31 protein-coding genes are annotated in these 25,804 nt (G+C 50.8%); 21 read left to right on the top strand and 10 right to left on the bottom strand.

The features are described from left to right. Positions 1-335: 335 nt before the first annotated feature. The 5 genes from DU481_RS13110 to DU481_RS13130 all read left to right on the top strand — a co-directional run bounded on the left by DU481_RS13110 (position 336) and on the right by DU481_RS13130 (position 4,813). Positions 336-692 (top strand): hypothetical protein, encoded by a 357-nt coding sequence (locus DU481_RS13110; protein ID WP_350135251.1) that lies wholly within the window; start codon positions 336-338, stop codon positions 690-692. A gap of 137 nt (positions 693-829) precedes the next feature. Then, a complete protein-coding gene (locus tag DU481_RS13115) occupies positions 830-1,114 on the top strand; it encodes a DUF2934 domain-containing protein (RefSeq protein ID WP_350135254.1) in 285 nt (94 codons plus the stop codon). A gap of 212 nt (positions 1,115-1,326) precedes the next feature. Beyond that, positions 1,327-2,331: an NADPH-dependent aldehyde reductase Ahr gene (ahr, locus tag DU481_RS13120; protein ID WP_350135257.1), complete on the top strand. Its 1,005-nt coding sequence runs from the start codon at positions 1,327-1,329 to the stop codon at positions 2,329-2,331. A gap of 353 nt (positions 2,332-2,684) precedes the next feature. Further along, positions 2,685-3,857, top strand: coding sequence for an acyltransferase family protein (locus DU481_RS13125; protein WP_350135260.1), 1,173 nt, complete (start codon positions 2,685-2,687; stop codon positions 3,855-3,857). Positions 3,858-4,555: 698 nt separating this feature from the next. After that, the gene (locus tag DU481_RS13130; protein WP_350135262.1) at positions 4,556-4,813 is read left to right on the top strand and encodes a hypothetical protein; all 258 of its coding nucleotides are present in this window, start codon (positions 4,556-4,558) and stop codon (positions 4,811-4,813) included. 23 nt (positions 4,814-4,836) lie between these two features. Here DU481_RS13130 and DU481_RS13135 read toward each other — a convergent pair whose 3' ends face one another. After that, positions 4,837-5,001, bottom strand: coding sequence for a hypothetical protein (locus DU481_RS13135; RefSeq protein ID WP_350135264.1), 165 nt, complete (start codon positions 4,999-5,001; stop codon positions 4,837-4,839). Between the two features lie 226 nt (positions 5,002-5,227). On the opposite strand from DU481_RS13135, the gene DU481_RS13140 reads away from it, so the two are divergent. Continuing rightward, the gene (locus tag DU481_RS13140) at positions 5,228-6,751 is read left to right on the top strand and encodes a peptide MFS transporter (protein ID WP_350135266.1); all 1,524 of its coding nucleotides are present in this window, start codon (positions 5,228-5,230) and stop codon (positions 6,749-6,751) included. 76 nt (positions 6,752-6,827) lie between these two features. Here DU481_RS13140 and DU481_RS13145 read toward each other — a convergent pair whose 3' ends face one another. Next, on the bottom strand, positions 6,828-7,160 hold the full coding sequence (locus tag DU481_RS13145) for a hypothetical protein (RefSeq protein ID WP_350135268.1): 333 nt from the start codon (positions 7,158-7,160) through the stop codon (positions 6,828-6,830). A gap of 323 nt (positions 7,161-7,483) precedes the next feature. Here DU481_RS13145 and DU481_RS13150 point away from each other — a divergent pair, with 323 nt between their 5' ends. From DU481_RS13150 to DU481_RS13165, 4 genes are all read left to right on the top strand, one after another. Further along, the gene (locus DU481_RS13150) at positions 7,484-8,761 is read left to right on the top strand and encodes a flavin-containing monooxygenase (protein WP_350135270.1); all 1,278 of its coding nucleotides are present in this window, start codon (positions 7,484-7,486) and stop codon (positions 8,759-8,761) included. A gap of 133 nt (positions 8,762-8,894) precedes the next feature. Further along, entirely contained in the window at positions 8,895-10,376 is a 1,482-nt protein-coding gene (locus DU481_RS13155) for a protein adenylyltransferase SelO (RefSeq protein ID WP_350135272.1), read from the top strand. Between the two features lie 35 nt (positions 10,377-10,411). Continuing rightward, complete coding sequence (locus DU481_RS13160; RefSeq protein WP_350135274.1) at positions 10,412-10,795, top strand: VOC family protein; 384 nt, start codon at positions 10,412-10,414, stop codon at positions 10,793-10,795. A 159-nt stretch (positions 10,796-10,954) separates the two neighbouring features. Beyond that, positions 10,955-11,287, top strand: a complete 333-nt coding sequence (locus DU481_RS13165) for a DOPA 4,5-dioxygenase family protein (RefSeq protein ID WP_350135276.1) — start codon at positions 10,955-10,957, stop codon at positions 11,285-11,287. A 17-nt stretch (positions 11,288-11,304) separates the two neighbouring features. Here DU481_RS13165 and DU481_RS13170 read toward each other — a convergent pair whose 3' ends face one another. The 4 genes from DU481_RS13170 to DU481_RS13185 form a co-directional block, all read right to left on the bottom strand. Further along, positions 11,305-11,517, bottom strand: coding sequence for a DUF3330 domain-containing protein (locus tag DU481_RS13170; RefSeq protein ID WP_350135277.1), 213 nt, complete (start codon positions 11,515-11,517; stop codon positions 11,305-11,307). Positions 11,518-11,543: 26 nt separating this feature from the next. After that, positions 11,544-12,089, bottom strand: a complete 546-nt coding sequence (locus DU481_RS13175) for a YMGG-like glycine zipper-containing protein (protein WP_350135281.1) — start codon at positions 12,087-12,089, stop codon at positions 11,544-11,546. 16 nt (positions 12,090-12,105) lie between these two features. Continuing rightward, on the bottom strand, positions 12,106-12,531 hold the full coding sequence (locus DU481_RS13180; protein WP_350135283.1) for a hypothetical protein: 426 nt from the start codon (positions 12,529-12,531) through the stop codon (positions 12,106-12,108). A 180-nt stretch (positions 12,532-12,711) separates the two neighbouring features. After that, complete coding sequence (locus DU481_RS13185) at positions 12,712-14,328, bottom strand: fatty acid--CoA ligase (RefSeq protein ID WP_350135285.1); 1,617 nt, start codon at positions 14,326-14,328, stop codon at positions 12,712-12,714. Between the two features lie 222 nt (positions 14,329-14,550). On the opposite strand from DU481_RS13185, the gene DU481_RS13190 reads away from it, so the two are divergent. From DU481_RS13190 to DU481_RS13210, 5 genes are all read left to right on the top strand, one after another. Then, positions 14,551-15,819, top strand: coding sequence for a folate/biopterin family MFS transporter (locus tag DU481_RS13190; RefSeq protein WP_350135287.1), 1,269 nt, complete (start codon positions 14,551-14,553; stop codon positions 15,817-15,819). Positions 15,820-15,963: 144 nt separating this feature from the next. Beyond that, positions 15,964-16,266 carry an antibiotic biosynthesis monooxygenase gene (locus DU481_RS13195; RefSeq protein WP_350135288.1) on the top strand — a complete coding sequence of 101 codons (303 nt, stop codon included), beginning with the start codon at positions 15,964-15,966 and terminating at the stop codon, positions 16,264-16,266. After that, positions 16,266-17,450: an iron-containing alcohol dehydrogenase gene (locus DU481_RS13200; protein ID WP_350135290.1), complete on the top strand. Its 1,185-nt coding sequence runs from the start codon at positions 16,266-16,268 to the stop codon at positions 17,448-17,450. The genes DU481_RS13195 and DU481_RS13200 overlap by 1 nt, the downstream gene beginning before the upstream one ends. A gap of 345 nt (positions 17,451-17,795) precedes the next feature. Beyond that, positions 17,796-18,077, top strand: a complete 282-nt coding sequence (locus tag DU481_RS13205) for a type II toxin-antitoxin system RelE/ParE family toxin (protein ID WP_350135292.1) — start codon at positions 17,796-17,798, stop codon at positions 18,075-18,077. Positions 18,078-18,088: 11 nt separating this feature from the next. Then, positions 18,089-18,442 (top strand): HigA family addiction module antitoxin, encoded by a 354-nt coding sequence (locus DU481_RS13210; protein ID WP_350135293.1) that lies wholly within the window; start codon positions 18,089-18,091, stop codon positions 18,440-18,442. Positions 18,443-18,450: 8 nt separating this feature from the next. Here DU481_RS13210 and DU481_RS13215 read toward each other — a convergent pair whose 3' ends face one another. Next, positions 18,451-19,170: a dienelactone hydrolase family protein gene (locus DU481_RS13215; RefSeq protein ID WP_350135295.1), complete on the bottom strand. Its 720-nt coding sequence runs from the start codon at positions 19,168-19,170 to the stop codon at positions 18,451-18,453. An 80-nt stretch (positions 19,171-19,250) separates the two neighbouring features. On the opposite strand from DU481_RS13215, the gene DU481_RS13220 reads away from it, so the two are divergent. Continuing rightward, complete coding sequence (locus tag DU481_RS13220) at positions 19,251-19,772, top strand: GlcG/HbpS family heme-binding protein (protein WP_107802393.1); 522 nt, start codon at positions 19,251-19,253, stop codon at positions 19,770-19,772. Here DU481_RS13220 and holB read toward each other — a convergent pair whose 3' ends face one another. Then, complete coding sequence (gene holB, locus DU481_RS13225; protein ID WP_350135297.1) at positions 19,773-20,813, bottom strand: DNA polymerase III subunit delta'; 1,041 nt, start codon at positions 20,811-20,813, stop codon at positions 19,773-19,775. It lies immediately after the preceding gene. After that, complete coding sequence (tmk, locus tag DU481_RS13230) at positions 20,806-21,432, bottom strand: dTMP kinase (protein WP_350135299.1); 627 nt, start codon at positions 21,430-21,432, stop codon at positions 20,806-20,808. The genes holB and tmk overlap by 8 nt, the downstream gene beginning before the upstream one ends. A gap of 71 nt (positions 21,433-21,503) precedes the next feature. Here tmk and ampD point away from each other — a divergent pair, with 71 nt between their 5' ends. The 4 genes from ampD to DU481_RS13250 all read left to right on the top strand — a co-directional run bounded on the left by ampD (position 21,504) and on the right by DU481_RS13250 (position 23,224). Next, on the top strand, positions 21,504-22,094 hold the full coding sequence (gene ampD / locus DU481_RS13235) for a 1,6-anhydro-N-acetylmuramyl-L-alanine amidase AmpD (RefSeq protein ID WP_350135301.1): 591 nt from the start codon (positions 21,504-21,506) through the stop codon (positions 22,092-22,094). Between the two features lie 148 nt (positions 22,095-22,242). Then, positions 22,243-22,539, top strand: coding sequence for a type II toxin-antitoxin system RelE/ParE family toxin (locus DU481_RS13240; RefSeq protein WP_350135303.1), 297 nt, complete (start codon positions 22,243-22,245; stop codon positions 22,537-22,539). Positions 22,540-22,542: 3 nt separating this feature from the next. Next, positions 22,543-22,842: an addiction module antidote protein gene (locus tag DU481_RS13245; RefSeq protein ID WP_350135305.1), complete on the top strand. Its 300-nt coding sequence runs from the start codon at positions 22,543-22,545 to the stop codon at positions 22,840-22,842. 124 nt (positions 22,843-22,966) lie between these two features. Further along, positions 22,967-23,224, top strand: a complete 258-nt coding sequence (locus tag DU481_RS13250) for a BrnA antitoxin family protein (protein ID WP_350135307.1) — start codon at positions 22,967-22,969, stop codon at positions 23,222-23,224. Positions 23,225-23,399: 175 nt separating this feature from the next. On the opposite strand, the gene DU481_RS13255 is transcribed toward DU481_RS13250, so the two are convergent. Further along, complete coding sequence (locus DU481_RS13255) at positions 23,400-24,770, bottom strand: SLC13 family permease (RefSeq protein WP_350135309.1); 1,371 nt, start codon at positions 24,768-24,770, stop codon at positions 23,400-23,402. A 464-nt stretch (positions 24,771-25,234) separates the two neighbouring features. On the opposite strand from DU481_RS13255, the gene DU481_RS13260 reads away from it, so the two are divergent. Then, on the top strand, positions 25,235-25,702 hold the full coding sequence (locus DU481_RS13260) for a hypothetical protein (protein WP_350135311.1): 468 nt from the start codon (positions 25,235-25,237) through the stop codon (positions 25,700-25,702). Positions 25,703-25,804: the final 102 nt, after the last annotated feature.

Here is a 25,804-nt window from a genome sequence, read left to right on the forward strand (position 1 = left end):
GTTTCATTAACTTCTACAATACCGTTAAGCCTCATAAGAGTTTGAATAATGCCACCCCTTATGAAATACTCAACGCTTATTTCAATCAACCTATCTGTAAACAACCCTGAGGTTTCTTACAGCTTATATATTTATGCCGCCAACCGTTCCAGAATACCAAGATGGTCGTTAAATACAAAAAATAAGGCTATATAAAGCGGCAATTTGCCGCATTGTAGTTTCCTCCCTGTCCAGTTACAGTGAATCACCGGAAGCCAGTTCAATGCAGCTGTTATATGGTTGTCACATTGTCTTGCTATCCTGGAAATATCGCCTAATGTGAGGAGTAAATTCAAATGATGCACGCTGAAACTCTCGATATCTTTAACGCCATTAGTCATCTTTACAAACAAAAAAACAATTATTCCTTCTACGAATCGGGTCAATTGCGGCGCGCGAAAATGCATGCCGCGCAGCTCATCGGTGCAATCGATACCCAGCAAATGCTGCCACCGGTTCTGTATCAACTGCTCGAAGCCAGCCTTGTTTTGGAAACGACCGATTGCAAATTGCTTGCTGCCCACTTGAAAAGAACTCCCGCCACCATTCGCAGTGAATTTAAAAACATATGCGAGATTCTTGGTTCGGCTGAAAACACGCGGGATGATCGCGGTTTTAACAGTCGAAAAAATAAAAGCGCTGTCAATATCTAAGCATTTACTTAGTTAAAAATAAGTATTTTCTTACTTATTTTTTAAAAAAATTTCACTAAGATAATCAATTGATAAAGGTTTTTATCAATCTAATCTTTTGAGTACGAATAAATTTCCTGCTAAAGGAGGATTATCAAATGCCAAGCAAAGTCAGCGAAGGAGTAACCAAGAAATCCAGAACACGGTTATCAAAAAGCGAGGAGCGGATACTCGCGAATCAGATCTTGAATCCAGCAAAACCGGTTGATCGCCAGGAAATGATCGCCACCGCGGCTTATTTCCGGGCTGAGAAGCGCGGCTTCACGGGTAATGAGACAGATGCCCTGCGTGATTGGCTTGAAGCTGAGAGGGAAGTCGATAATGAGCTGGATATATTTGACAGCAGTAGCATAGATTTTCAATTTCTCACTATTAAAGAATAATCATCATTTAACTGCGGAGATTATTCCTCATCACATTGAATTGCCGGCACCACAAAACCCTGCGGCCAGCTGTAACCGGCGGCGGGGCTTTTCTTCCGGCGATGTTCACGCCCAAGTCAACAAAGTGCCGCAGTTTTTGTCTTCTATGCAGCATTGTATTGCCGCATAATACGCTGAACCCGAAGATTAACCGGATATGAAAAAGGAGAATCATGATTAAAGCGTATGCGGCATTTGAACCTGGCGGAAAACTACAGCCTTTTGAATACGACCCCGGCGCATTGGGCGATCACGATGTTGAAATCGCGGTCGAGCATTGCGGCATTTGCCATAGCGATTTAAGCATGCTGCACAATGATTGGGGAATCACGCAATATCCTTTCGTGCCGGGGCATGAGATCATCGGCACCATTGCGGCCAAGGGCGCGCATGTCAGTAATCTATCCGTGGGCCAGCGAGTCGGCTTGGGCTGGCATGCCGGTTATTGCATGACGTGCCACAGTTGCCTATCCGGCGATCATAACCTTTGCGCGCAGCCGGAATCCACCATCGTAGGCCACCACGGCGGTTTCGCCGACAAAGTACGCGCCAAAGCGGCCAGTGTTGTCGCCTTGCCCGATGGCCTCAACGCACAAAACGCGGGTCCGCTGTTCTGTGGTGGAATCACCGTTTTCAATCCGCTGCTGCAATACAACGTCCCCCCCACTGCACAGGTCGCCGTCATCGGTATTGGCGGTTTAGGACATATCGCACTGCAATTTCTGCACGCATGGGGTTGCCGTGTAACGGCCTTTACCTCGAGTGAAGACAAAAAGAAGGAAGCGCTATCGATGGGCGCGCACGATGTGCTGAACACGAAAAAACCAAGCGAACTGGCTGCCGCGGCTGGCCGTTTTGATTTGATTTTAACCACCGTCAATGTCAAGTTGGACTGGAATGCCTATATCGCCACCCTGCGCCCCAAAGGCCGTTTGCATTTTCTCGGCGTACCGCTTGAACCGCTGGATATCAATGTATTCCCATTGATCGCCAATCAATGCTCGGTGTCTGGCTCCCCCGTCGGCAGCCCCGCCGGTATCGCGACCATGTTGCGTTTTGCCGCGCAACACAAGATCGAACCGGTCATTGAAGTTTTCCGTTTTAATCAGGTCAATGAAGCGCTGGCCAGATTGGCAAGCGGTCAAGCGAAATACCGCATTGTATTAAGTCACCAGTAACAAGAGATTTTGCCTGACTGTTGTCAGGCAAAATTTTCATGCTCTCCTCATTCCATCTGTGCCAGGTGAATGGCAAAAAACTGATCGCTGAATAGCAACTTTAGCATCTTGGCGGGAACTTTCCGGCGCCGATCCACTCCATTCAAACTGTTAATTTTTGCTTGCCGATAAATATATAGCGGTGCGGTTGTTAGTCAATCATTTATAATAGCGCGCATTTTTTCAGTCCAGTATATCCCCGATTCGCCCGGTACGCATAAATCCAATACATCAAACCCTAACACTTCAATTCAGCAAATTTGAAGCTGCTTGCCGTAAAAAACGGCAGGTTTCATCAGTGAAAAGTCCAATTTATGATGCATATCTCACATAAAAAAGAAATCCGTTCGCATACTTCATTGCGCGGTTGGGCAGCCATGATGGTTGTCTTCGTTCATTTTCGATATTATCTGCACTCATCGATAGATCCCGATGAAATCACCATGTATTTTTACAAAGGTTACCTCTGGGTTGATTTCTTCTTCATTCTCAGTGGATTCGTCATGGCCTATGTGTATGACATCGAACATCCCAGACGTTATAGCGTACGTGACACTTTGCATTATCTGATTGCCCGGATTGCCAGAATTTATCCCCTGCATTTCATTACATTGGTGGCAACCGTACTTTTTTTCACGCTGCTGGCGCTGATTAACTGGGGATTGGGAAAAGAAGCCTGCTGCTTGTTTGACGACGCCTTGCGCACGCCCGAATCACTGGCCGCCAACCTGTTTCTGATCCACTCGTGGGGCATGTTTGATTGGGTCACTTGGAATTTCCCTTCATGGTCGCTGAGCGCGGAATTTTTTTGCTATCTGCTCTTTGCCGCGCTTCTGACCATCAATGGCGATAACCGCAAGCTAGCTTTAGTGGTGTTGTCATGCGTGGCTGTGCTTTTCTATTGCTTATGTATGGCGACCGATAGTGATGTCAACGACAACTTTCGTTTGTCCACCATCCGCGCCGCATCCGCCTTCACGATCGGCATGTTGCTGTTCTTAGCTCGTAACGCAGTTTCTACTTTGCCGGACAGATACCTGACGTGTATTCAGATCGTTGCTTCCATCGCACTGTTCCTTTCGCTCCACTTTGGTGTAACCGATGTTCTGGTGATTGGCTTGATGGCCTTGCTCGTGCTGGTGACTTGGGAAGATCGCGGCTATCTATGCACCTGCCTCGATACGCGCGGCCTACACACGATTGGGGTATTGTCATTTTCTATTTATATGTGGCATTACCTGGTCCAGTTTGTTGCAAAACAGGATTGGGAAAGCATCACCGGACTACCCGTGGAAAGTAGCGTAACGGGATCCATTCTATTTGTAGCGGGTATGTTCGGTTCGGCTATTTCGATCGCGATTTGGAGTTACCGGCACCTGGAAATGCCCACGCGCAAATGGATCAACTTACGCTTGACCGGCTTGCTGGAAGCCAAGTACGCACCCAGCTGGCAGCTGGCATGGGCGCCAGAGGAGAGAAAAAGATAAACAGGTGCTGTTGTAGCGGGAATCGAATTGCCGCAATTCAGGCTTTCTGTTGAAAACTACTCATGGGATTACTCCTTTGCACTTGCGCGCTTGGTTGATAAAGTTTCACCCCTCTATCAAACCGGGTAATCCCGCCTCTTGGTAAAACCCTGCTATCAGATCAAGTCCAAACGACTACACTTCAGTATTTTCCGGTGCACAGTCGTAGCGCTTCCGCACGCTGAATCGGTTAACTTCCACGCATCGGTTACTATGCATATCAGCTTGCCAGGTCTGAGACCGGCGCACTGTTGTACTGCGAATAGCAATCACGGTGCATGTATAACTTTTGTAGACCATCAATAAGGGCTTAACCCTACGCGTTCGCACGTACAGATAAATTAAAAATATTGCATTAAGATGATGACTCACCATTTCAGAACAGCACCGCACCAGCCAGCGCGTTTCTTTGTGCGTAGCCGGATGGCTGGAAGAGTTTAAACCCAGTGCGCCTCTTCTTACTCCTAACCCAACTCCTTGGGCGCACTGGGGTCCTTATGAGCAGAACTGTGCAACGGATCCTATGCCCCTCAAGACTGCGCATAGTGCCGACCCAGTTCTGCTCACCACCCTTCCGCAAAAAATTTTATTCATCGAATTTTTATTGATACGATGGACTCTATATCTATACAAGTCATTAAAAACATCGGGGGTAAGCAATGATTGAGCTTTTGGGGTGGATCGGGTTAGTGATTTCTTTTGCATTGATGATTTACCATCAATACATGCACTCTAACCATGAAAAAACCTATGAATATATTAGAAAAAGATATGCCAGCAAGGTAGACAACATCAAATTCCCTTCCAAGGATGATCATTTGAGGGATGCTAAAAAATTTTCATACTACACGGTATTCCTCGCCTGCATTTTGATCATCATGAGTTTTCTCTCTCAACAATATGTGGCGGATTACTGATAGGCAAAGGAGCCTATCTGGGCTCACGAGCGGTTAACCAGTAAGATAGGCACAGCCGATGCAGAGTCGGCATCGCACCGTCTGCCCCGCACACCATCATTAGATGACAACGCGGCGCCATTTTGCCGGGAAACGATCGGAGTAATATGCGCTGCATGCACTTTGGCATTCGCTGCGCGTTCCAGCAATTCAGCTACGCATCACAATATCTTTAAAACATTGCGACTTTATCCCCTGAAAATATAACTGGAGAACTCATATTTTCATGTAAAAACAGATACCACTTTCTACTGACGCAACACTTCTACCGAAGTCAAAATGCGCACTTATTTCTTCCGCTGGTTATAATGCCCCCCGCTCAAACTTACAGTGCCGCCAGCAGCATCCGGACAACGTTAATCCATTGAAAAACGCATGAATTCATCAGGACATCCCAAAGGTCTATACCTTTTATTTTTTACTGAAATGTGGGAACGTTTCAGCTACTACGGCATGCGCGCCATCTTCACATTGTTCATGATTAAAGCCTTGCTGCTCGACAAGGCGCTGGCATCCGAGATTTATGGCAACTACACCGGCTTGGTTTATCTGACGCCGCTCATTGGCGGTTATATGGCAGATCGTTATTGGGGTAATAGACGGGCCATTCTTATTGGCGGTATCCTGATGGCGACCGGACATTTCTGCATGTTTCTGTCTGCAGCGAATTACCACAACATTGCCTTCGCGCAACCGATGCTCTTCCTGGGTCTGGGATTCCTGATTTTTGGCAACGGTTTTTTTAAGCCGAATATATCCACGATGGTTGGCCAGCTGTACCCGGCAGGCGATCAACGTATCGACGCCGCATTCACCATTTTCTATATGGGCATCAACCTTGGCGCATTCCTCGCGCCGTTGGTGTGCGGCAGCTTGGGTGATACGGGGAATCCTGCGGATTTTCAATGGGGTTTTTTGGCTGCCTGTATTGGCATGATCATTAGCATTTTCACCTTCGAACTGCTCAAAAACAAACTCATCGTCTCGCCCGAAGGCGCAGGAATCGGGCTGGCTCCAGAGAAGAAAACCCAGGCGGATCACGATGCCAAAGCACCCGCGATGCCGTTTTCTCAGAGACTGGCTTGGGCGGTTGCTGCGTTGGTTTTATTCGCTATGTTTTATTACCTTATGGATCTGGGTATCATCGGTTCGAGCATCTTCTCCATCACGATCATCGGCCCCGCAGCGATCATTGCCGATAAGGCCCTGAGCTCCATTGAGAAGAAACGAATAGGTGTCATTTATATTCTGGCTTTCTTCGTGATTTTTTTCTGGGCGGCATTTGAGCAGGCGGGTGCCTCGTTGACCTTCTTTGCTGAGGAGCAAACTGACAGAAACTTACTAGGAACGGAAATTCCCACCAGTTTCTTTCAATCCATCAATGCCGTGCTGATTATCATACTGGCACCGGTATTCGCCCTGATTTGGACATTCCTGGGGCGGCGCGACTGGGAGCCTTCATCGCCCGCCAAGCAGGCATTAGGGCTGTTATTTTTGTCGCTAGGCTACTGCGTCATCGCATTCGGCGTCAAAGGCGTTGACCCGGCCATCAAAGTCAGCATGATGTGGTTATTCAGTTTGTATTTGTTGCATACCATCGGCGAGCTGTGTTTATCGCCCATTGGTTTGGCCATGGTGGTCAAACTCGCGCCAGCGAAGTTTGCTTCGTTGTTGATGGGCGTATGGTTCTCATCCATGGCAGCCGCCAGCAAATTCGCAGGAATACTGAGCGCTTTGTACCCCGATCCGGCATTGCCCGCAGCACCGGTATTTGCAGGCTTTGAAATCGCAGGTTTGTATGAGTTTTTCATGATCTTCGTGATTTTGTCCGGGATTGCATCCCTAATTTTGTTCGCACTCACCAAAATATTGCAAAAAATGATGCACGGTGCGCAATAGCGGTTTTGCGTCAATTCAATCTTCACCGGATAATGCAATCCCTGCGAATTTACCATTAAGTCCATAATCATCCTTCTCATCTCCGGTGATGGCCGCCTCGGTGGCCTCCACCCCAGTGCCCCCGGCCATGGTGTTTATGTCCACCGCCGATATGTCTATGTTCTCCCGCGAAAGGACGATATCCGCCGCCTTGATGCATGTGTCCATGGTTATGTCTATGTCCGCGATTGGAGTATCCGAACCCGCCGTCCATATAGCCTTGACCGGCATAGTAAGATGGCTGATAGCTGTAACCGTATGCCGCGCCTCGATAATAGCCCGTTCCTCCGTAATAGGGCGTGGCCACACAACCGCCTAGAAAAATAATTGCGACGAAAGCAAGCGGAATAAGTATTCGTTGAGTGCTCATGATATTTCTCCTGAAAATTCACACAGACGAGCTATTTTTGTAACGTAATTTTTTTAAGCCCGTTCTCTTCTCTAAAACCCAATACCATAATCAATCGTGGTATCTCAGTTGCCATTGTGTGAGCATTGGGCTGAATATCAGCTGAATACACATCGTGCTTATCGCAATAAGCATCTCCGCACTTCGTTACCGGCTGCATTACTGACCGGATAATAACGATGCCGCCATAACCTGCTATCATCAGAACAAATGGGATGAACATTGAACTGTAAAGAATCGCTCATCGCCCGATAGCGCTTTTTACCGGAATCAACATACACAAGATGCGCATTGCCATTATCGGTGCCGGCTGTTCCGGTCTCACCGCGATCAAGCACTTAGTGGAAGCGGGATTGCACGATATTGTGTGCTATGAAAAAAACGATCAGATCGGCGGGAATTGGGTATACAGCGCCACACCGGGCCGCAGCAGCATCAGTAAAGCGACGCACATTATTTCCAGCAAACCGATGTCGCAATTCAGTGACTTTCCGATGCCGGACGACTACCCCGATTACCCCAGTCATCAGCAAATACTTGCTTATTTCCAGGCTTACGCCCGGCATTTTCAACTCGAGCAATATATTCGCTTCAATGTTGCCGTGCTGCGCGTGGAAAAAATTACACAAGAACGATGGCGGCTGTTCCTGGACGATGGCACACAAGCGGAATTCGATTACCTGATCGTTGCCAACGGGCATCACACCAAGCCGCGCCATCCTGGATGGAAAGACCGTTTTGCAGGAACATATCTGCATGCGCACGAGTTTAAAACCAATCAAGGATTAGACGATAAGCGGGTACTCGTGGTCGGTGCCGGTAACTCGGGTTGCGATTGCGCGGTTGAAGCGAGCCGCGATGCCGCGCGGGTCGATATCAGCCTGCGTACACCGCAGTACATTATTCCCAAACTGGTCATGGGAAAACCGACCGATACCTTTGCGGCTTCTATTCAATGGATACCGCAAAGCATAAGAAACCGCCTGCAAAAAATTTCCCTGCGAATCCAAATCGGACGTTACCGCGATTATCAATTGCCGGAGCCGGATTTTGCACCCACGCAAGCCCATCCGACCATCAACTCGGTAATCTTCGATAGGATACGGCATGGCAAAATACACCCTCGCCCCGCTATTCAGGATGTTTCGGACCACACAGTCCATTTTATCGACGGCACGTCCGCGCAGTACGATGTCATCATCGCCGCGACCGGCTACTCCATCAATTTTCCCTTCTTTGATACAAACTTTATCAACTGGGAAAACGCCAGCCATGTGCCGCTTTATTTGCGCATCTTTCATCCCAGTCATCCCAGTCTGTTTTTTGTCGGCTTGATACAACCGCAAGGTTGCATCTGGACTCTGGCCGAGCTGCAAGCGCGGCTGATCGGTCAATTCCTCGGCGGCAAAATTCAGCTACCATCCAACTGGCGTGAACAAGCCGATGCTGAAGGTGCATTCTGGGCACGGCACTTCATTGCGCGCCCGCGGCATTCCATTGAAGTGCAGTACCACCCCTATCGCCGGCAACTCCTCCACATGCTGCAAGGAAAATCCGTTTGATAAATTATTGTCGCTCCCGGCAGGGGATCGATTGAATCACCACCTTGCACCAGGAACATACCAAGATAGGCGGTGTCCTTTACAATAGTGTCAAATGACAAGAATTCCAACCCAACATACGCGAAATAAACCTATGCAATTCAATGTACAACCTGCAAACGACAACATTGGCTGGCGCTTTGACAACAGCTATGCCCGTTTGCCCGATTATTTTTACGCACCGGTTCATCCAATGCCGGTGCGCGCGCCACGAACGGTCCTATTGAATCATGCGTTGGCCGAATCGCTCGGACTGAATCTTCGTGCATTAACGGCAGACCAAGCAGCTTTGCTGTTTGCCGGAAATGCACTGCCGGATACGGCGCAACCGGTCGCGCAAGCCTATGCCGGTCATCAGTTTGGTCATTTCACGATGTTGGGCGATGGGCGCGCAATATTGCTCGGCGAACATCTCACCCCGGTAGGCGAGCGGTTCGATATCCAGCTCAAAGGCTCCGGACAGACACCGTTTTCACGGCGCGGCGACGGCCGCGCGGCGTTGGCGCCGATGCTGCGCGAATACATTATCAGCGAAGCAATGCATGCGCTGAATATACCTACTACGCGCAGTCTTGCCGTGGTTACCACCGGCGAACCAGTGGTGCGGGAAACCATGTTACCCGGTGCAATTCTGACTCGTGTCGCTTCAAGCCATATTCGCGTCGGCACATTTGAATATGCGGCAGGGCAAGGCGATGTGAAAGCCATCAAAACACTGGCTGATTACGTCATTCAACGCCACTATCGCGCCCTTTCCGATGCCGATAATCCTTATCTGGCATTATTGCATCAGGTCATTGAACGCCAAGCGGCATTAGTCGCGCAATGGTTGTTGGTCGGATTCATTCACGGCGTGATGAACACCGATAACATGAGCATCAGCGGCGAAACCATCGATTACGGTCCTTGCGCATTCATGGACGCGTACGATCCGCACACGGTGTTCAGTTCGATCGACCGATCCGGCCGTTATCGCTTCAGTAATCAGCCCGTGATGGCGCAGTGGAATCTCGCGCGTTTGGCCGAAACCCTGCTGCCACTCATCGATCCGGTGCAGGAAAAAGCCGTGGCGCTGGCGGAAGAAGCCATTCACGCTTTTCCGCGCATATACCAAGCGCAGTGGTTGAATGGAATGCGCAAGAAACTGGGGTTATTCACTGAAGAAACCGAGGATGCCGAGCTTATCGCCGCCCTGCTCGCCTGGATGCATGAACATCAGACCGATTACACCAATACGTTCCGCGCGCTGGCAGCCGAATCTTTGCCCGAGGACGCGGTGTTTCAAGATGCCGGATTTGTTGCATGGCACACCTTCTGGCAAGCAAGGCTCTCGCGCCAGAGCAATTCCCGGGAAATGTCGCTGCAGTTGATGCAAGCGCATAATCCCGCAGTCATACCACGTAACCACCGCGTTGAAGAAGCATTGTCCGCAGCTTCGGAACACGGCGATTACACCATATTGCAGCAGCTGCTTGCCGCGCTGGCCAATCCATTTGCCGACTTGCCGGAGTACTACCATTACCGCACACCGCCAGCGCCGTCGGAGCGGGTCTATCAAACCTTCTGCGGAACGTAAGCGGCTCAATGCGGTTACTTTAAAAGGAAAAGATAATGGCGATTACCCTGAACCACACTATCGTGCCTTGCTTCGACAAAACCGCATCGGCAAAATTTTATAGCCGGGTGTTTGGCTTTGAGTATGTTGGTGTGTTCTCACATTTCATCGTCGTGCGTGTTAATGACACACTATGCCTGGATTTCGACAACAAAGAAAAATTTGACACCCTGCACTACGCGTTCAAAGTCTCGGAGCAGGAATTCGACGATATATTCGCAAGACTGCAAGCCGGGCATATCCCATACGGCAGTGGCCCCGGCACCGCGGTCGATATGACCATCAATCACAACTACGACGGACGCGGCGTTTACTTTCGCGATCCGAACGGACATTTGCTGGAGATACTAACAGCGGATTACGTCATCCCGCCGCAATGACGCATGGCGGATAAGCTCTGCGCAAAGAAGTCATGCGGCATGGCGCGCCTGTTAAATGCCGAATTAAAAACCTTCCACGCCTCGACAACGCTGGTAAAAACAGAATAAATGAGCGGATGATAGAATAATGTTCAGTGAAAAAATCAACAGGCGGTGATCATGCAAACATTCCATGGCCATATTTATTTTCTGGAAAATGAAATCGATCATGCTGCCATTATCCGGGAAAATATTGCTCAAGCGCTTCCGCAATTAACCTACGTCGGCCAGTTGATTGCAAAGCCGGTCGGCCCGCATTCCAAACCGATGTTTGAAATCCATATCCCGGCATCCGAGATCGAAAAAATCACGCCGGTCCTGGATGAAATGCGGCAAGGTCTTTCCGTGCTGATTCATCCCGTGCAGGAAAACGAGCTGGAGGCACATACCGTGGGCGCCAGATGGCTCGGGGAAGCGCTGCCACTGGACTTGAAGGTGCTGACCAAAGCCTGATGGCAAGCTCGCATCATTTAATCTTCATCTACGAACGCAGGTGATTCTTTCTGGTCTTTCTGGTCTTTCTGGTCTTTCTGTTTTTTCCATTGGTCGTAGCACTCAAGTCCGCAGTAATACACGATGTAATCGGTTGCTTTCACACTGGTTGCTTCGGATAGCGGTATTTCTTTAAAGCACACTTCACAAGCCACTTTCTCCGGTGCAATGATCTTGTGCTGTTCAATCATCAGCGTCTCCCAATTATACAAACCGGTCAGCGCGGTGGCGGTGGTGGCGGATTACCCGGTGGAGGTGGAGGCGGCGTGAAATTTGCCGGTGGTGTTGCAATTCTCGGACTGCTGCCGGTGCTCACCGGTTGATCGTTAGTGATATTTCCCGACACAGGAACACGATGGCCTTTTGCATACATGCACTGGATGTAGCTGATGTCATACCGGTCTTGGTTGACATACAAGGAAGATGAAGCAGTCCCTGCCCCGGCCGCGCTACCGAGCAAAAGCCCTGTACCTGCTCCAATTGCAGCACCCTGTCCGCCGCCTAAAGCAGCCCCCGCAGCAGCACCGAGTCCGGTACCTATCGCCGCGCTTTCCACACCGCTAGAACGCGCCGATTGCTGCGGCGTGGTACCGCCGATTTGCTGGTACGCGTAGGCTCTGCATTCATAGTCATCGGCGCGGAACTGATCAAAGCTTTTGCCGGTACCGGGTAACGTCAATACGCTCGGACCTGTCGGCATATTGACGCAGGCGGTCAGCATGCCGGTCAACAATAAAACGGAAAATCTTTTCGGTGTGAACATGTTTGAGCTCCCCGCGTTATTGTCCAGGCGGTTGCGGTGCTACCTGCATCCAGCCCCCCGGGCAAGTTTTGACATAAGGATAGTAACCATCCGCCTCTTGGCAATAATACCAATAATTAGTTTGCGGCTGCGCCGGTTGCGCTGGCTGAGCCTGTTGCTGCTGAACATAAACCGGCGGTGTTGTAGGCACAATCACCGTCTGCGGATACGTGTACATCGGCGGGTAGTAATGCGGATAACCAAACCCGTAACCGCCAAAGCCATACCCACCATAGCCGTAGCCGCCATAAAACCCTGGTCCGTAATAACCCAGCCCGATACTTAAATGACTGTGACCATGGCTATGACCGCCGACATGCCCGCCGCTACGCGCCCAAACGGAATTGTTTGTCAGGATTACCACAAGTGCAAAGACCAGGTACATCGGTTTAACAGTTCGCATAGAAGCTCCACTGACGAGTTATGCTGCAAGATGCTTTTTAGACTGATACATAAGCGCAGAATTCAATCGGCGTGACAGATGATAAAACAGAATCATCGAAATATACCAATACTGCCAAAGCCTACGCTACCCCTTCTCGGTTCAACCCACTTCACACCGGCTTAGCCGCTTCAATACTATTCAATCAACACTCATGTGCACAGCCCGCAAAACTTTTTTATCGATTTTGCCCACACTGGTTTTGGCGATGGCATCGACTTGCTTGAATTTCGTCAGCAAGGCATGTTTTGAAATCAATCCGCGTTCGATGGATAGCCGCATTTGCTCATGCACAGCCGGTTCATTGAAAATCGATTGATCCACGACCAGCAATGCCAGCGGACGTTCTCCCCAGCGTTTATCCGGCACACCGATGACGGCTACCTCTTTGACACCGGCAACCAAGGATAAGGCATTCTCGACTTCCAGTGACGACACCCATTCACCCGCGACTTTGATGATATCTTTTAAACGATCGGTGATGTGCAAATAGCCATCCGGATCGATCACACCAATATCCTGGGTATGCAAATAACCGCCCTGCCAGAGCGCTACGCTGGCTTCCGAGTTAGCGAGATAGCCTTGCGTCAGCCACGGCGCACGCGCCACGATTTCACCGCTGCTCTGTCCGTCATGCGGTTGCGGCCGCATTGCTTCATCAACGATTTTCAGTTCTACCAGCGGTATCGCACGCCCGGCGGAGCATACCGCTGTCAGCGCATCATCCGGCGTGGAAGCTTGCAAACCGTCGCCGGTCAATTGCGCCAGTGTCAATATGGGCGCAGTTTCCGATAAACCGTAACCGGCAAAGCAATCAACCCCCATCGCCAGCGCTTGCCGGGCCAGCGCATGCGGCAACGCCGATCCGCCGATGACGACTTTCCAGCCGCGCAGATCCGTGGCGGATGCTTGCGCCGCCGTGAGTATCATTTTTAATAAAGTCGGCACGCAATGCGAACAAGTCACTTGTTCTTCACGAATCAATTTCAATAGGAGATCGGGCGCGTAACGTCCGGGATAAACCTGCTTCACGCCGAGCAGCGTGGCAATATACGGCATGCCCCAAGCATGCACATGAAACATCGGTGTCAGCGGCATGTACACATCCTCGGCATGCAAACGCTGATGGGCTGCCGGTGCCGCCAGCGCCATACCGGCAGCGAGCGTGTGCAACACCAATTGCCGGTGCGAGTAATAAACCCCTTTGGGCGCGCCGGTCGTACCGGTGGTATAGAAAACCGTCGCGCGGGTATTTTCATCAAAATCGGCAAAATCAAAAGTGTCCGTTTTATCCGCCAGCCAGGATTCGTACTCACTCTCAAAATGCATGGCGGTTTGCGGCAGCGCTGCGCCATCGGCGATAACCACAATCTTTCGTATGCCGGATAATTCCGCGCGTATGGTTTCGATCACCGGGATGAAATCGGCATGCAACAGTAGCAAGGCAGCGCCTGAATGATTCAAGGTATACGCAATTTGCGCCGGAGTCAGTTTGGTGTTCACCGTCATCAAGGTCGCACCGTACATCGGAATGGCGAAATAGCATTCCAGATAGCGGTGGCTATCGTGATCCATCACGGCGACTACATCGCCTTGCTCAAAGCCATCGACTGCCAGCGCGGCCGCGAGCTGATTAACACGTGCGTACACTTGACGGTAACTCAAGCGCACTTGATCACGATAAATAATTTCCTGTTGCGGCGCATTCGCCAATGGCGTGTGCCAAAGCTGTTTCAATAGAAGTGGATAGGCTGTCATTTTTTTGCGAGTTGAGCGTTTCAACAATGATATCAATCAAGAATACCATCTTGCCATTCAAGATTAACCGGTCTTTATCTGCTAAATCTCAGTTGGGGAGCGGAATAGCCAAGCTATAATGCTCAGCAAACCATTCTTGGCGTATTTTTCTACCTTTTTACAGTACACTGAAAAAGCGTGAAACCTTTCATTCCAATACGATAAAAACCGAACTCAGCGAACATGAATGTCTGGACAAAATACCTGCTTCTGTTCAAGACCGCCGAGGCAAGGCGTTTTGCCGCTCTGTTCGCCATTATTTACTTCGCGCAAGGCATGTCGGCATTGACCGATCAAACCATCTCGATCACCTTCAAGGATCAAGGTCTTGAAGCCGACGATGTAGCCGCTTTTTTTCTTTTGGCATCGATTCCCTGGTTCATCAAGCCACTGTACGGGTTGATCTCGGACTTCCTGCCGCTATTCGGTCAACGGCGCAAAAGCTATATGCTGCTGACTTCATCGCTCGCCTGTGCCGCGGGTTTGGCCGCTGCATTGACCACGCAGTATAGTTATTGGGAACTCGCCATCCTCTATACGATCATGGGATTCGGCCTGGCGTATAACGATGTGCTCAGCGATGCGCTGATGGTGGAAAATGGTAAATTGCATGGGCTGACCGGCGCTTTTCAGTCGGTGCAATGGATCGCGATCACCACGGCATCCATCTTTGTCGGCTTGCTGGGCGGGTATTTTGCTGAACACCGCGACCTGCACACGGCTTTTGCCGTCTCAGCGATATTCCCGTTTACTGTACTGCTCATGGCAATTTTCTTCTTGCGTGAGAAAAAGCACATGCATTCAGGACCTAAAGCGTTCCAGGAAACCTGGAAGGCACTGCGGGAAGGATTTGGAGAGCGCTCGATATGGTTGGTCGCGGCATTCATTTTTCTCTTTAATTTCAGCCCGTCATTCGGTCCGGCGTTTTTCTATTACAAAACCGACACGCTCGGCTTCAGTCAGCAGTACATCGGTATTCTGAGTTCAATCGATTCCACCTTCAGTATCATAGGCGCGCTGATCTATGCCTCGCTGTCGAGAACGATACCGCTACGCCGCATGATCAACATTGCGATCGGGTTATCGGTGATCACTTTGCTGGCGTATTTGGTTTATCGCGGAGAAACGTCCGCGTTGTTCATTCACATGATCTGGGGCGTCACCAACATGATCACCACCTTGGCGTTCCTGGATCTTGCCGCGCGCGCCTGTCCGAAACGGGCAGAAGCTACTTTCTTCGCACTGCTCATGTCGATTTTCAATTTTGGCACACTGGCTTCGCAGAACATCGGGGCGCAGTTGTACACTTCGCTCGGCGAGGGATCGTTTGCATACACTTGGTTAGTAACCATCTCGACATGCACGACCGCCGCCATTTGGCTGTTCGTTCCGCTGATTCACATCGAACGCATCGAAGCACGCGCCCGCGACGATCAATCAAGCCAGCGTTGAATTTCTTAAGCGCCGTTCGCCGTTCTCATTCCATGATCGGATGCAGCAACCATCAAGTTTGGTAGTAAAATACCCGCCGTCTTATGCCTCGATCAATCATCGAGCTATTGATACACAACCCATCCAACACTAAGGACTCGAGTCATGTATGTCACCATCGTCTATGCTTCAGTCAAACCGGAAAAAGTGGAGGTATTTAAAGAAGCTTGCCGGTTGAATCACGAAAATTCGATCCGCGAACCCGGTAATTTGCGGTTTGACATTCTGCAATCCGCCAGCGATCCGGCCCAGTTTGTCTTTTACGAAGCTTATAAAACCCAGCAGGACGCCGCCGCACACAAAGAAACCGCACATTATTTGGCTTGGCGCGATACTGTCGCGGATTGGATGGCCGAACCGCGCAAGGGCATCGTTTATGACGGTTTGTATCCGATCGTGGGCAGCTAATGACTGCTTTTTCCATCGCCCGATTGCCGCGCATCGAATTTGGCGCAGGCGCCTTACAGAAACTACCGGATATTATCGCGAGTTATGGCGCGCGCGTTCTGCTGGTTACCGGCGCGCGTTCCTTTATCAATACCCCGCATTGGCAATTCCTGATCGATCAACTCGAACATCGCTCCATCACCTGGCGGCACTGCACCGTAGCGGAAGAACCCTCCCCCGCTTTGATCGACGAGCTCGTCAAAGCCCATGCCGGTGATGATTTCACCGCAGTAGCCGGTATCGGTGGCGGCAGCGCGCTCGATGCCGCCAAAGCGGTGGCCGGATTATTGCGAGTACGGCGCTCGGTGATGGATTATCTCGAGGGCGTCGGCCCGGAACTGCCGTATCAAGGCCCGGCCGTGCCGTTCATCGCTGTGCCCACTACCGCCGGTACCGGCAGCGAAGCGACCAAAAACGCCGTGCTCAGCGTGCAAGGCGAAAACGGTTTCAAGAAATCTTTCCGCCACGACAAACTGGTCGCCGAATACGCCATCGTCGACCCGGATCTGCTGGCCAGTTGCCCGGCCAGCGTGATCGCCGCCAACGGCATGGATGCGCTAACGCAACTGCTGGAATCTTATGTGTCGATTAAAGCCAACGCCTTCACCGACGCGCTGGCAATCAGCGGCCTGCAAGCCGCCCGTGACGCCCTGATCCCACTGTACCGCCAGCACGGTGATCTGGCACCCCAGCGCGAAAAAATGGCCTACGCCGCACTGCTTTCCGGCATCACGCTAGCGCAGGTAGGCTTGGGTTCGGTGCACGGCTTGGCATCCCCGCTCGGCGCCTTCTACCCGATCCCGCACGGCGCCGTCTGCGGCACCCTGGTCGCCGCCGCTACCCGGGCCAACATCGACAGCCTGTTAGCGCGAGAACCCAACAACCAAGCACTGGCGAAATATTTACACGTTGCGGAAATTCTCTGTGAAAAACGCTTTATCGACCCCGAAACGGCTTTTAATGCCCTAATCGATTTGCTGACACAGTGGACAGAAGAACTCGCCTTACCCCGATTATCGCATTATGGCTTACAAGAAACAGGACTCGGCAAAGTCATCGCCAATTGCCGCGGCAACAGCATGAAAACTAATCCGATTGTGTTGAATGATGATGAGATTCGGCAGATTTTGCTGGAGCGGTTGTGAAAAATTTACATTCCACAAGCAATTAGCAGCAATGTACTTATTAATTTATTGATTAAAATGAGTGTAATAATTCTGTCTTCATTCAAACAAATAAAAACTATCAGATTTCTATGAGCAGCAAAAATCAAAAATCCTTACGAATCCATCTTAGCTTTTGCATAGGTGTCTCGCGTCTTGCGAGGGGGATTCTTGGTAGACAACTTCGTTAAGCCAATGCATTCTCCCAAGATTGGGCAAAACATAGCAAGACGAGTAAATTCAGGCTTGAAAAATCTATTAAGCGCATGATTTATCAGTTCGCATATGACGATTGATATTTAACGTCACGCGTTATATCATTCCCAAATGATTAAAACATTCGCCACCAAAGAAACTGCTGCGGTGTTTGCTAATGAAAAAGTGCGGCGCTTACCGTCCAATATTCTCCAGGCCGCTCGTAGAAAATTGGCGCAGCTGCACAATGTCGCTTCTATTGAGGAACTTCGCGTACCACCTGGCAATAGAATTGAAAAATTGTCGGGGAACCGGAATGAATTGTGGAGCATCCGGATTAACGATCAGTGGCGGATTTGCTTTCGTTTTGAAGCCGGTGACGCGTACGATGTTGAAATTATCGATTATCATTAAGGAGCTTTATCGTGACCATTCGTATTGAAGACATACATGACCTGGATTTCAGCGATATCGCTACTGGTGAAAAATTGCTGCCGGTTCACCCTGGGGAAATTCTGCGCGAGGAGTTTCTCATTCCACTGAAGCTTACACCGCATGCGCTATCACTGGCCTTGCAGGTTCCAGCCCCACGCATCAACGATATCGTGCGGGAGCGCCGCGCTATTACCGTGGATACTGCGCTTCGGCTGGCGCGTTTTTTCGGCACTCGCGCGGAGTTCTGGATTGGGTTACAAACCGATTACGACATGGCAATCGCACGCGCCAGCTTAGGCGATGCGTTAAACCGGATTCAACGCTTCGAACCGGTTCAGTCATAATCCGTTTTCTACGATTTACCAAACACCTCCCCCAAAAAATTCTCAATCGACCGGTACGCCCGGTTCGCCGCCACTTCCCTGTAAACCGTGCCAAAACCCGGATTATTGGCTTTCGGGTTGGTGAAGGCGTGCATGGTTCCGCCGTAGACATGCACTTGCCAATCCACATTGGCGCGGGTCATTTCGGTCTCAAGCGCGAGCACTTGTTCGGGCGGCACCATCGGGTCGTCGTGGCCGTGCAGGCACAGCACTTTGGCGGTGATGGTTTCGTTGGGCACATTCCCCGGCGCGAGAATACCGTGGATGCTGATCACGCCTTTGACATCCGCGCCGGAGCGCGCCAGTTCGAGCACGCATAGGCCGCCGAAGCAATAACCCATTGCCGCAACCCGGGTTGCATCGACTTGCGGCAATTGCCGCACGGCATGCAGGGCGGCGTTGATGCGGCGGCGCAATAATGCCCGGTCTTGCGTAAACGGCGCCATCAACGCGCCGTTGCGGTCGGCGTCGCCATCGGCGCCGAATATGCCTTTACCGTACATATCCAACGCAAAACCGACGTAGCCCATATCGGCGATTCGTTCCGCGCCCTTGCACGCCAGTTCGCGCCGCCCGCTCCAGTCGTGCGACACCAGCACGGCGGGTTTGGGCGCGCCGGTATCGTGGTAGGCGAGATAGCCTTCGAGTTGCGTGCTGCCGTCTTGATAATCGATCGTTTTCGTAATCATGTTGCCACCTTTCCTTGAAAGTAGTGATAATCTCACGGTGTAGATGCTATTTCGATTCAATGAACCCAAAGGAGCTCACCATGAACAACAACCGCAATCGTTTGGCTATCGCTGTTTCGGCAGTATCGCTATGGGCATTGTCCAGTCACGTTTTCGCGCAGGATTTCCCGGTGCAAAAAGTGCTGCCGCTGGAATTATCAACCCAGGCGGCGATGGCGGCAATCAAAAAATGCCATGACGACGGTTTCAAAGTCAGCGTCGCCATTGTCGACCAATCCGGATTGCTCAAGGTACAACTGAAAGCCGACGGCGCCGGACCGCACACGCTCGATAGTAGCCGCCGCAAAGCCTACACCGCCAATAGCCTGCGTGATTCGACGCATAAATACGCCGTGCTGGTGGCGCAAAAGCCGGAATTGCAAAGTCTGACACGGCTGAACGACAACATTTTGTTACTGGGTGGCGGTTTCCCGATTAAGGTCGGCGGTGAAGTGGTCGGCGGCATCGGCGTTGGCGGAGCGCCGGGCATCGAGTTTGACGAAGTCTGCGCCAGCGCGGCGCTGAAAGTATTGAAAGCCGATGAAACGTATGAAAAGAAGTGACTATTTTTTACCCATCAATGCAGCATAGGCGATAAACAGCTCTTCCAGAAACAAACGCGGATTCAGCGGGTGATGCGACAATTGCTGCTTGGCATTGAGTCCCCGCGTGAAGGCCACGCATCCGGGTAAATCCATTTGCTGGCTGAGCGCCTGGATGGCAGGTAACTGTTTCACGTAGTAGCGGATTTTCCCGCTGGTGCGATAGCTGACCAGGTCGTAGCACCATTTCTGCAACCAATTGACGACGATGGATAGATTGGTTTGTTGCAAGGTTTCCGCCAGGGACAGCGGATCCAACCGGTTGGGGTGACCGATTTGTTCGATAAATTGCCCGTATTGCGCGGCATTTTCTCCCTTAGCCAGCAGCAGCGCCGTTAACGGAGAAAAACCGGCGGCCGCCAGGCTGGCTTCAGGGTCGCTGACTTCCTGCTGTTTTAACCAGGCCAGCGCTGCCGCGGCATCCGGTAGTGGCATCGCGATTTGCTGGCAGCGGCTGCGAATCGTCGGTAACAAACGCTGCGCTTGATGCGTCACCAACAGAAACAATACCTGTTCCGGCGGTTCCTCAAGTTTTTTCAACAGTGCGTTGGCTGCGGCGCTGTTCATGGTTTCCGCCGGATAAATCAGGATGATCTTGAGACCATTCTGATGTCCGCTCATATAAACGAAATCGGTCAGCTTGCGGATTTGCTCAACGCCGATTTGTTGACTGGCGCTTTTTTTCGGTGCAGCACCGCCGGATTTTTCTTCACTGTCTTCTTTTTCAGCGCTGCTGCTGGAGTTGGCGAGCAACGCTTCCGGCATGACCTGATAAAAATTGGGATGGCTGCTTTGCTCAAACCAACCGCAACTCAAACACGCTCCACACGCTTTTTGTTCCGCGGCAGGTGCCGCACAGAGCAATGATTTCGCCAATTGGCGCGCAAATTCGTATTTACCGGTGCCTTTTTTGCCTTTGAGCAGCAACGCGTGCCCCTGGAATTGACGGTTGTGCGTCAATCTCTGCCAGATGTCGTGTTGCCAGCTATAAATATCAGCCATGATTCAACAAAGGCTGCAATGTCTGTTCAACTGCCGCTTTGACTTCCGCTAAGGATTGGCTGCTGTCGATGATTTTAATGCGGCCGGGAAACTGCCGGGCCCGGTCCAGATACGCTGCGCGCACGCGCTGAAAAAAATCGCCCCGTTCTTTTTCAAATCGGTCGGCGGCCTTGATTTGACTGACACGCTGTTGTCCCACTTCCACCGGCACATCGAAATATAGCGTCAAATCGGGTTGCAAAGTACCCTGTACCCAGTGTTCGAGAATTTCCAGTTTACCGGTATCCAATCCCCTCCCTCCGCCTTGGTAGGCAAAACTGGCATCGGTGAAACGATCCGATATCACCCACTGCCCTTGCGCCATCGCAGGCAGAATCACTTTATCCAAATGCTCACGCCGCGCCGCGAACATCAGCAAAGCTTCGGTCTCCGCGTGCATGGTCATCGATTTATCCAGCAACACAGCGCGCAATCGCTCCCCCAATTCGGTGCCGCCCGGCTCACGTGTGACGACGGCCTGCAACCCCGCATGCTGTAACAACTCGACAATCCACGCCAGCTGCGTCGATTTTCCGGCGCCATCGATGCCTTCGAGTGTGATGAATTTGCCTTGCTTCATGCGATTCCGGTTTTCAAGTTTTAGAAGGTACGCTACCATGCGCGATCAGTTAATTCGGCTTATTTTAACGCATGCCAATCGATGCCGCAGGTCTTCTGGATTTCGCTCAATTCATCGCTTCGCCCAATTGCGATGAACGCCCGGCGGGCACGGAAATCAGCTTACTGGTGATCCACAATATCAGCCTGCCGCCGGATGAATTTGGCGGCAGCGGCGTAATCGAGCTGTTCACCAACCGCATCGATCCGGCTGCACACCCCTATTATCAAGCGCTACAAGGTCTGAAAGTATCGGCGCATTTTTTCATCCGCCGCGACGGCGCTCTGATTCAATTCGTACCGTGCAGCCAGCGCGCCTGGCATGCGGGTGTCTCAAACTGGCAAGGCCGCGAACGCTGCAACGATTTCTCAGTCGGCATCGAGCTTGAAGGCAGCGATACCACACTGTTTACCGATGCGCAATATGAAGTACTGATCGCTTTGACGCAATGTTTGTGCGAACAATATCCGATTCAGAATATCGCCGGGCATTCGGACATCGCCCCCGGGCGCAAAACCGACCCGGGGCCTTGGTTTGATTGGCAGCGCTACACCACCGATGCAAATCGCGGCGATTTATTCCGTGCGGCCGGGCATGTCTCAATCGGCCATGAAAAACCATAGAACTGCCTAACTTGGATCAGCAACCTCATGGCTCGCCAAACAGAAAAAATTCTGAAAAAGAATCTGACTGACTAAGATTCCAGTTTGTTATTTCAATCATTGATACCAATGATTTGTTTTCTGTATAAATTGGGATACAATCTTGCCGATGAATACGATTCAAACTACAGAAATTTTCGATAAATGGTTCGATGAATTGAGGGATCGAACAGCCAAAGCGCGGATTCAGGCGCGCATCGACCGGGCGGAAGATGGCAATTTTGGCGATTGCAAGCCTGTTGGAGAAGGAGTATCCGAAATGCGCATTCATGTCGGTGCCGGATATCGCGTGTATTACAAACAAGTTGGCATGGAAATATTTTTGTTGCTGGCTGGTGGAGACAAATCGACACAACAATGGGATATAGAAACAGCGCTTGAATTAGCGCGAAAAATTAAGGAATAACCAATGGATAAAATCAAATTGCGGCGCTGGGATAGCGCCGAACACCTCAAAACTGAGGAAGACATCGCACTTTACCTCGAAGCCTGCCTGGAAGAGGCTGGCGATGATGCTGCTTTTATCGCCAAAGCGCTTGGAAACATAGCCCGTGCGCGCGGCATGACTCAGCTTGCACACGATACCGGACTTGGCAGAGAAAGCCTTTACAAAGCTTTATCCGGAGACGGCAATCCCAGCTTCTCCACGATCCTGAAAGTCATTAAGGCGCTCGGATTGAAACTGCATGTCGGAACACCCGGGCACTGAGTTTATCCGCAAATTGAGAAAGGATCTGATTGACTAAGATTCCAATTTGACACGATGGTCATTGTATGACCGTCATGTCAAGAGACGACTTCTTGCGCTGTTAGCCTACGCAAGGCAAATGCTAATGAGATTAAATGCTATGTATCTCAAGACTAAATCAGACAAAAAAGTGTATTTGCCAACACCGGAAGAAGATGCCGTCATCACCGCAGCCGCGATGTCCGATCCAGATGCGTTGCCGCTAACCGATGCCGAGTTTGCAAAATTGAAACGGGTAGGCCGTCCGCGCGAAGTGGTCGATGCATTCCGCGCTACCGGCAGCGGCTGGCAGACGCGCATGGATGAAGCACTCATGGAGTGGATACGGGAGCATCGTTCATGACTGACAGGCGAAAGTGAAACACTCTCAAGGAAGCAACAAAACGTAGCTTATAGGTGGCGAGCATTTGGTCTATTCTCAACACCGCAGATTTGATGTTGGGCTTTCTTCGACAGCCCAACCTACCGCGCTCCATGCTTTCGATTTCATGTTTTTTCTTATTTGAGTAGCAGTTTAATTAACCGACCAGCCAATAACACACCGTCGTGATCACCGCTGCGCCGATGAAATTAAGCACCAACCCTTCGCGCACCATGCTGCTGATCGGCACTGCACCGGTGCCGAACATGATCGCATTCGGCGCCGTGCCGACCGGCATCATGAAACCATAGCTGGCGGCCATCGCGGCCGGCAACATCAGCAGCGCGGGATCGACATTGGCGGCTAACGCAGCCGGACCGAGAATGGGCATCAACAAAACGGTGATGGCCGTATTACTCGTTATTTCAGTAAGAAAAGTTACCGATAATGCAACGAATACAATGATGATCAACGGATGCAGACCAGACAGAACGGACAACTGCTCGCCCACCGCTTGCGACAATCCGGTTTCCATGAATGCCTGCGCAATCGCAATCCCTCCGGCAAACAAAATCAAAATACCCCACGGCACCTTGACGGCAGTATCCCAGTCCAGCAATTGGCCGCCACGGCCGTTCGGAATCAGAAACATCGCCACCACGGCGATCAATGCCACCGTCGCATCGCTCGCCCCTTTCAGTCCCAGCCAGACGCTCCAACCACCGAACGGTTCGTTGCGCGTGATCCACGCCAGCACGGTCAGCCCGAAAATCAGCAGCATGCGCCGCTCTTCCGCACGCCACGGCCCCGCCGGAAGCATCGTCAAATCACCCTTGAAATGCAAGTGCCGGGTCAGCCACAAACCGGCCAGCGGCGTCATCAACAGCACCACCGGCACGCCCCAGCTCATCCATTGCGTAAAACTGACCGTGATCCCCGTGAAGCTTTCATACTCGCGCATGAACACCAGATTCGGCGGCGTGCCGATTGGCGAACCCAATCCGCCGATACTGCTGCCGTAGGCGACCGACAACAGCAACGGAATGGCCAGTTTTTTGTCGCCACTCTGATCGATCACCGCCAACGCCAGCGGCAACATCATCAGCGTGGTCGCGGTATTGGAAATCCACATGCTGATAAACGCACAAGCGCACAAAAACCCGAATACGATGCGCCGGCTGCTATGCCCGCCGACGATGCGAATCAGCCCAAGCGCCAGCCGGTGATGCGCGCCGGAATGCGCCAGCGCTGCCGAAATCATGAAACCGCCGAGCATCAGCAACACCATATCGTCGCCGTACGCTCGCGCGATGTCCTCCTTGGTCAACACCCCCGTTAGCGGAAACACCGCCAACGGAATGATCGACGTCACCGGAATCGGAATCGGCTCAAGAATCCACCAGACGACGCACAAAGTGACGATTGCCCCGGCCCAACAGGCTTTGGTGTCCCAACCGGAGGCGTTCATGCTCACGGCCATAACTATGGCGAAGCAGGGACCGAGAATAAGCGACCAATACCGGATCATAGTTTCTTTGTAATTCCTTATATTTCCACTTGTACAATTAACAATAGCAATTATTCATGAGTGCCTTCCTGAATGACAGTAGCAATATCTACCCCCCACACATATCAAAGGAGTAATACAGTAGAATTTTCTATCAAAGAACAGATTATCATCCACTTATTGCGTGAAGTGGTTGATGCGTTCCGCGTGCTACCTGCAGCGACTGGCAAACGCACATGGAATGGACACGAGAGCATCGTCCGTGATTGGCAACGAATGAAAAACATTTTCAAGGAAACAAAAAGATGCAGCTATAAGTAACGAGTATTTTACGCCCACTCTCAACACTGCAGGCCTGATGTTGGATTGTTAAAGAAAACCCAACTTATCGTACCACTATGTCAAGACAAGACCCCTTGCTGTGCTTTTGATAGAAGCACGCTAATGGGTAACCCCATTGATTCCATGAAGTGAAAAGGAAAACCATGAAAAAAACATTTCTGAAATTTTTACCACTGGTATTTGCATTAACCAGTTGCAATCTTGGATCAAGTGACTCCGAAGAACTTGAGAAAATGAAATTAATAGTCAAAGAGATGTTAATTGACCGAGAATCAGCGCAATTCTCGGAATTGAAGTACTACAAGTCAACCAACTATGGTTGCGGTAATGTAAATGCCAAAAATAAGTTTGGAGCATACGTTGGAAAGAAAAAATTTATAGTTTCACTTGATCAAAATTTGGCTGTAATAGATTCTGACAGAGAAATGCCAGAAGCTCCATCAAGACCTTATACAGCTAGCGACGCCACCAACAGTAGCATACTGACAACCATGAACTACGTGATGGAATCCGCAAAATGGGCAGAAGCATTTGAAAGAAAAAGAAACCTTCAAATGACTTTTAATGAAATTATCGCCGAGAAGTGTACTGATACACCACCTAAGCTGTAAGAAACCTCAGGGTTGTTTACAGATAGGTTGATTGAAATAAGCGTTGAGTATTTCATAAGGGGTGGCATTATTCAAACTCTTATGAGGCTTAACGGTATTGTA

The sequence above is a fragment of the Nitrosomonas sp. genome (genome assembly GCF_040240425.1).
In the GTDB taxonomy this organism is placed as follows: domain Bacteria; phylum Pseudomonadota; class Gammaproteobacteria; order Burkholderiales; family Nitrosomonadaceae; genus Nitrosomonas.

What these genes read in the sequence shown, in the direction of transcription:
- DU481_RS13110 (WP_350135251.1), top strand. Translation starts at nt 336, where the DNA reads ATGATGCACGCTGAAACTCTCGATATCTTTAACGCCATTAGTCATCTT.
- DU481_RS13115 (WP_350135254.1), top strand. Translation starts at nt 830, where the DNA reads ATGCCAAGCAAAGTCAGCGAAGGAGTAACCAAGAAATCCAGAACACGG.
- ahr (WP_350135257.1), top strand. Translation starts at nt 1,327, where the DNA reads ATGATTAAAGCGTATGCGGCATTTGAACCTGGCGGAAAACTACAGCCT.
- DU481_RS13125 (WP_350135260.1), top strand. Translation starts at nt 2,685, where the DNA reads ATGATGCATATCTCACATAAAAAAGAAATCCGTTCGCATACTTCATTG.
- DU481_RS13130 (WP_350135262.1), top strand. Translation starts at nt 4,556, where the DNA reads ATGATTGAGCTTTTGGGGTGGATCGGGTTAGTGATTTCTTTTGCATTG.
- DU481_RS13140 (WP_350135266.1), top strand. Translation starts at nt 5,228, where the DNA reads ATGAATTCATCAGGACATCCCAAAGGTCTATACCTTTTATTTTTTACT.
- DU481_RS13145 (WP_350135268.1), bottom strand. Translation starts at nt 7,160, where the DNA reads ATGAGCACTCAACGAATACTTATTCCGCTTGCTTTCGTCGCAATTATT.
- DU481_RS13150 (WP_350135270.1), top strand. Translation starts at nt 7,484, where the DNA reads ATGCGCATTGCCATTATCGGTGCCGGCTGTTCCGGTCTCACCGCGATC.
- DU481_RS13155 (WP_350135272.1), top strand. Translation starts at nt 8,895, where the DNA reads ATGCAATTCAATGTACAACCTGCAAACGACAACATTGGCTGGCGCTTT.
- DU481_RS13160 (WP_350135274.1), top strand. Translation starts at nt 10,412, where the DNA reads ATGGCGATTACCCTGAACCACACTATCGTGCCTTGCTTCGACAAAACC.
- DU481_RS13165 (WP_350135276.1), top strand. Translation starts at nt 10,955, where the DNA reads ATGCAAACATTCCATGGCCATATTTATTTTCTGGAAAATGAAATCGAT.
- DU481_RS13170 (WP_350135277.1), bottom strand. Translation starts at nt 11,517, where the DNA reads ATGATTGAACAGCACAAGATCATTGCACCGGAGAAAGTGGCTTGTGAA.
- DU481_RS13175 (WP_350135281.1), bottom strand. Translation starts at nt 12,089, where the DNA reads ATGTTCACACCGAAAAGATTTTCCGTTTTATTGTTGACCGGCATGCTG.
- DU481_RS13180 (WP_350135283.1), bottom strand. Translation starts at nt 12,531, where the DNA reads ATGCGAACTGTTAAACCGATGTACCTGGTCTTTGCACTTGTGGTAATC.
- DU481_RS13185 (WP_350135285.1), bottom strand. Translation starts at nt 14,328, where the DNA reads ATGACAGCCTATCCACTTCTATTGAAACAGCTTTGGCACACGCCATTG.
- DU481_RS13190 (WP_350135287.1), top strand. Translation starts at nt 14,551, where the DNA reads ATGAATGTCTGGACAAAATACCTGCTTCTGTTCAAGACCGCCGAGGCA.
- DU481_RS13195 (WP_350135288.1), top strand. Translation starts at nt 15,964, where the DNA reads ATGTATGTCACCATCGTCTATGCTTCAGTCAAACCGGAAAAAGTGGAG.
- DU481_RS13200 (WP_350135290.1), top strand. Translation starts at nt 16,266, where the DNA reads ATGACTGCTTTTTCCATCGCCCGATTGCCGCGCATCGAATTTGGCGCA.
- DU481_RS13205 (WP_350135292.1), top strand. Translation starts at nt 17,796, where the DNA reads ATGATTAAAACATTCGCCACCAAAGAAACTGCTGCGGTGTTTGCTAAT.
- DU481_RS13215 (WP_350135295.1), bottom strand. Translation starts at nt 19,170, where the DNA reads ATGATTACGAAAACGATCGATTATCAAGACGGCAGCACGCAACTCGAA.
- DU481_RS13220 (WP_107802393.1), top strand. Translation starts at nt 19,251, where the DNA reads ATGAACAACAACCGCAATCGTTTGGCTATCGCTGTTTCGGCAGTATCG.
- holB (WP_350135297.1), bottom strand. Translation starts at nt 20,813, where the DNA reads ATGGCTGATATTTATAGCTGGCAACACGACATCTGGCAGAGATTGACG.
- tmk (WP_350135299.1), bottom strand. Translation starts at nt 21,432, where the DNA reads ATGAAGCAAGGCAAATTCATCACACTCGAAGGCATCGATGGCGCCGGA.
- ampD (WP_350135301.1), top strand. Translation starts at nt 21,504, where the DNA reads ATGCCAATCGATGCCGCAGGTCTTCTGGATTTCGCTCAATTCATCGCT.
- DU481_RS13240 (WP_350135303.1), top strand. Translation starts at nt 22,243, where the DNA reads ATGAATACGATTCAAACTACAGAAATTTTCGATAAATGGTTCGATGAA.
- DU481_RS13245 (WP_350135305.1), top strand. Translation starts at nt 22,543, where the DNA reads ATGGATAAAATCAAATTGCGGCGCTGGGATAGCGCCGAACACCTCAAA.
- DU481_RS13250 (WP_350135307.1), top strand. Translation starts at nt 22,967, where the DNA reads ATGAGATTAAATGCTATGTATCTCAAGACTAAATCAGACAAAAAAGTG.
- DU481_RS13255 (WP_350135309.1), bottom strand. Translation starts at nt 24,770, where the DNA reads ATGATCCGGTATTGGTCGCTTATTCTCGGTCCCTGCTTCGCCATAGTT.
- DU481_RS13260 (WP_350135311.1), top strand. Translation starts at nt 25,235, where the DNA reads ATGAAAAAAACATTTCTGAAATTTTTACCACTGGTATTTGCATTAACC.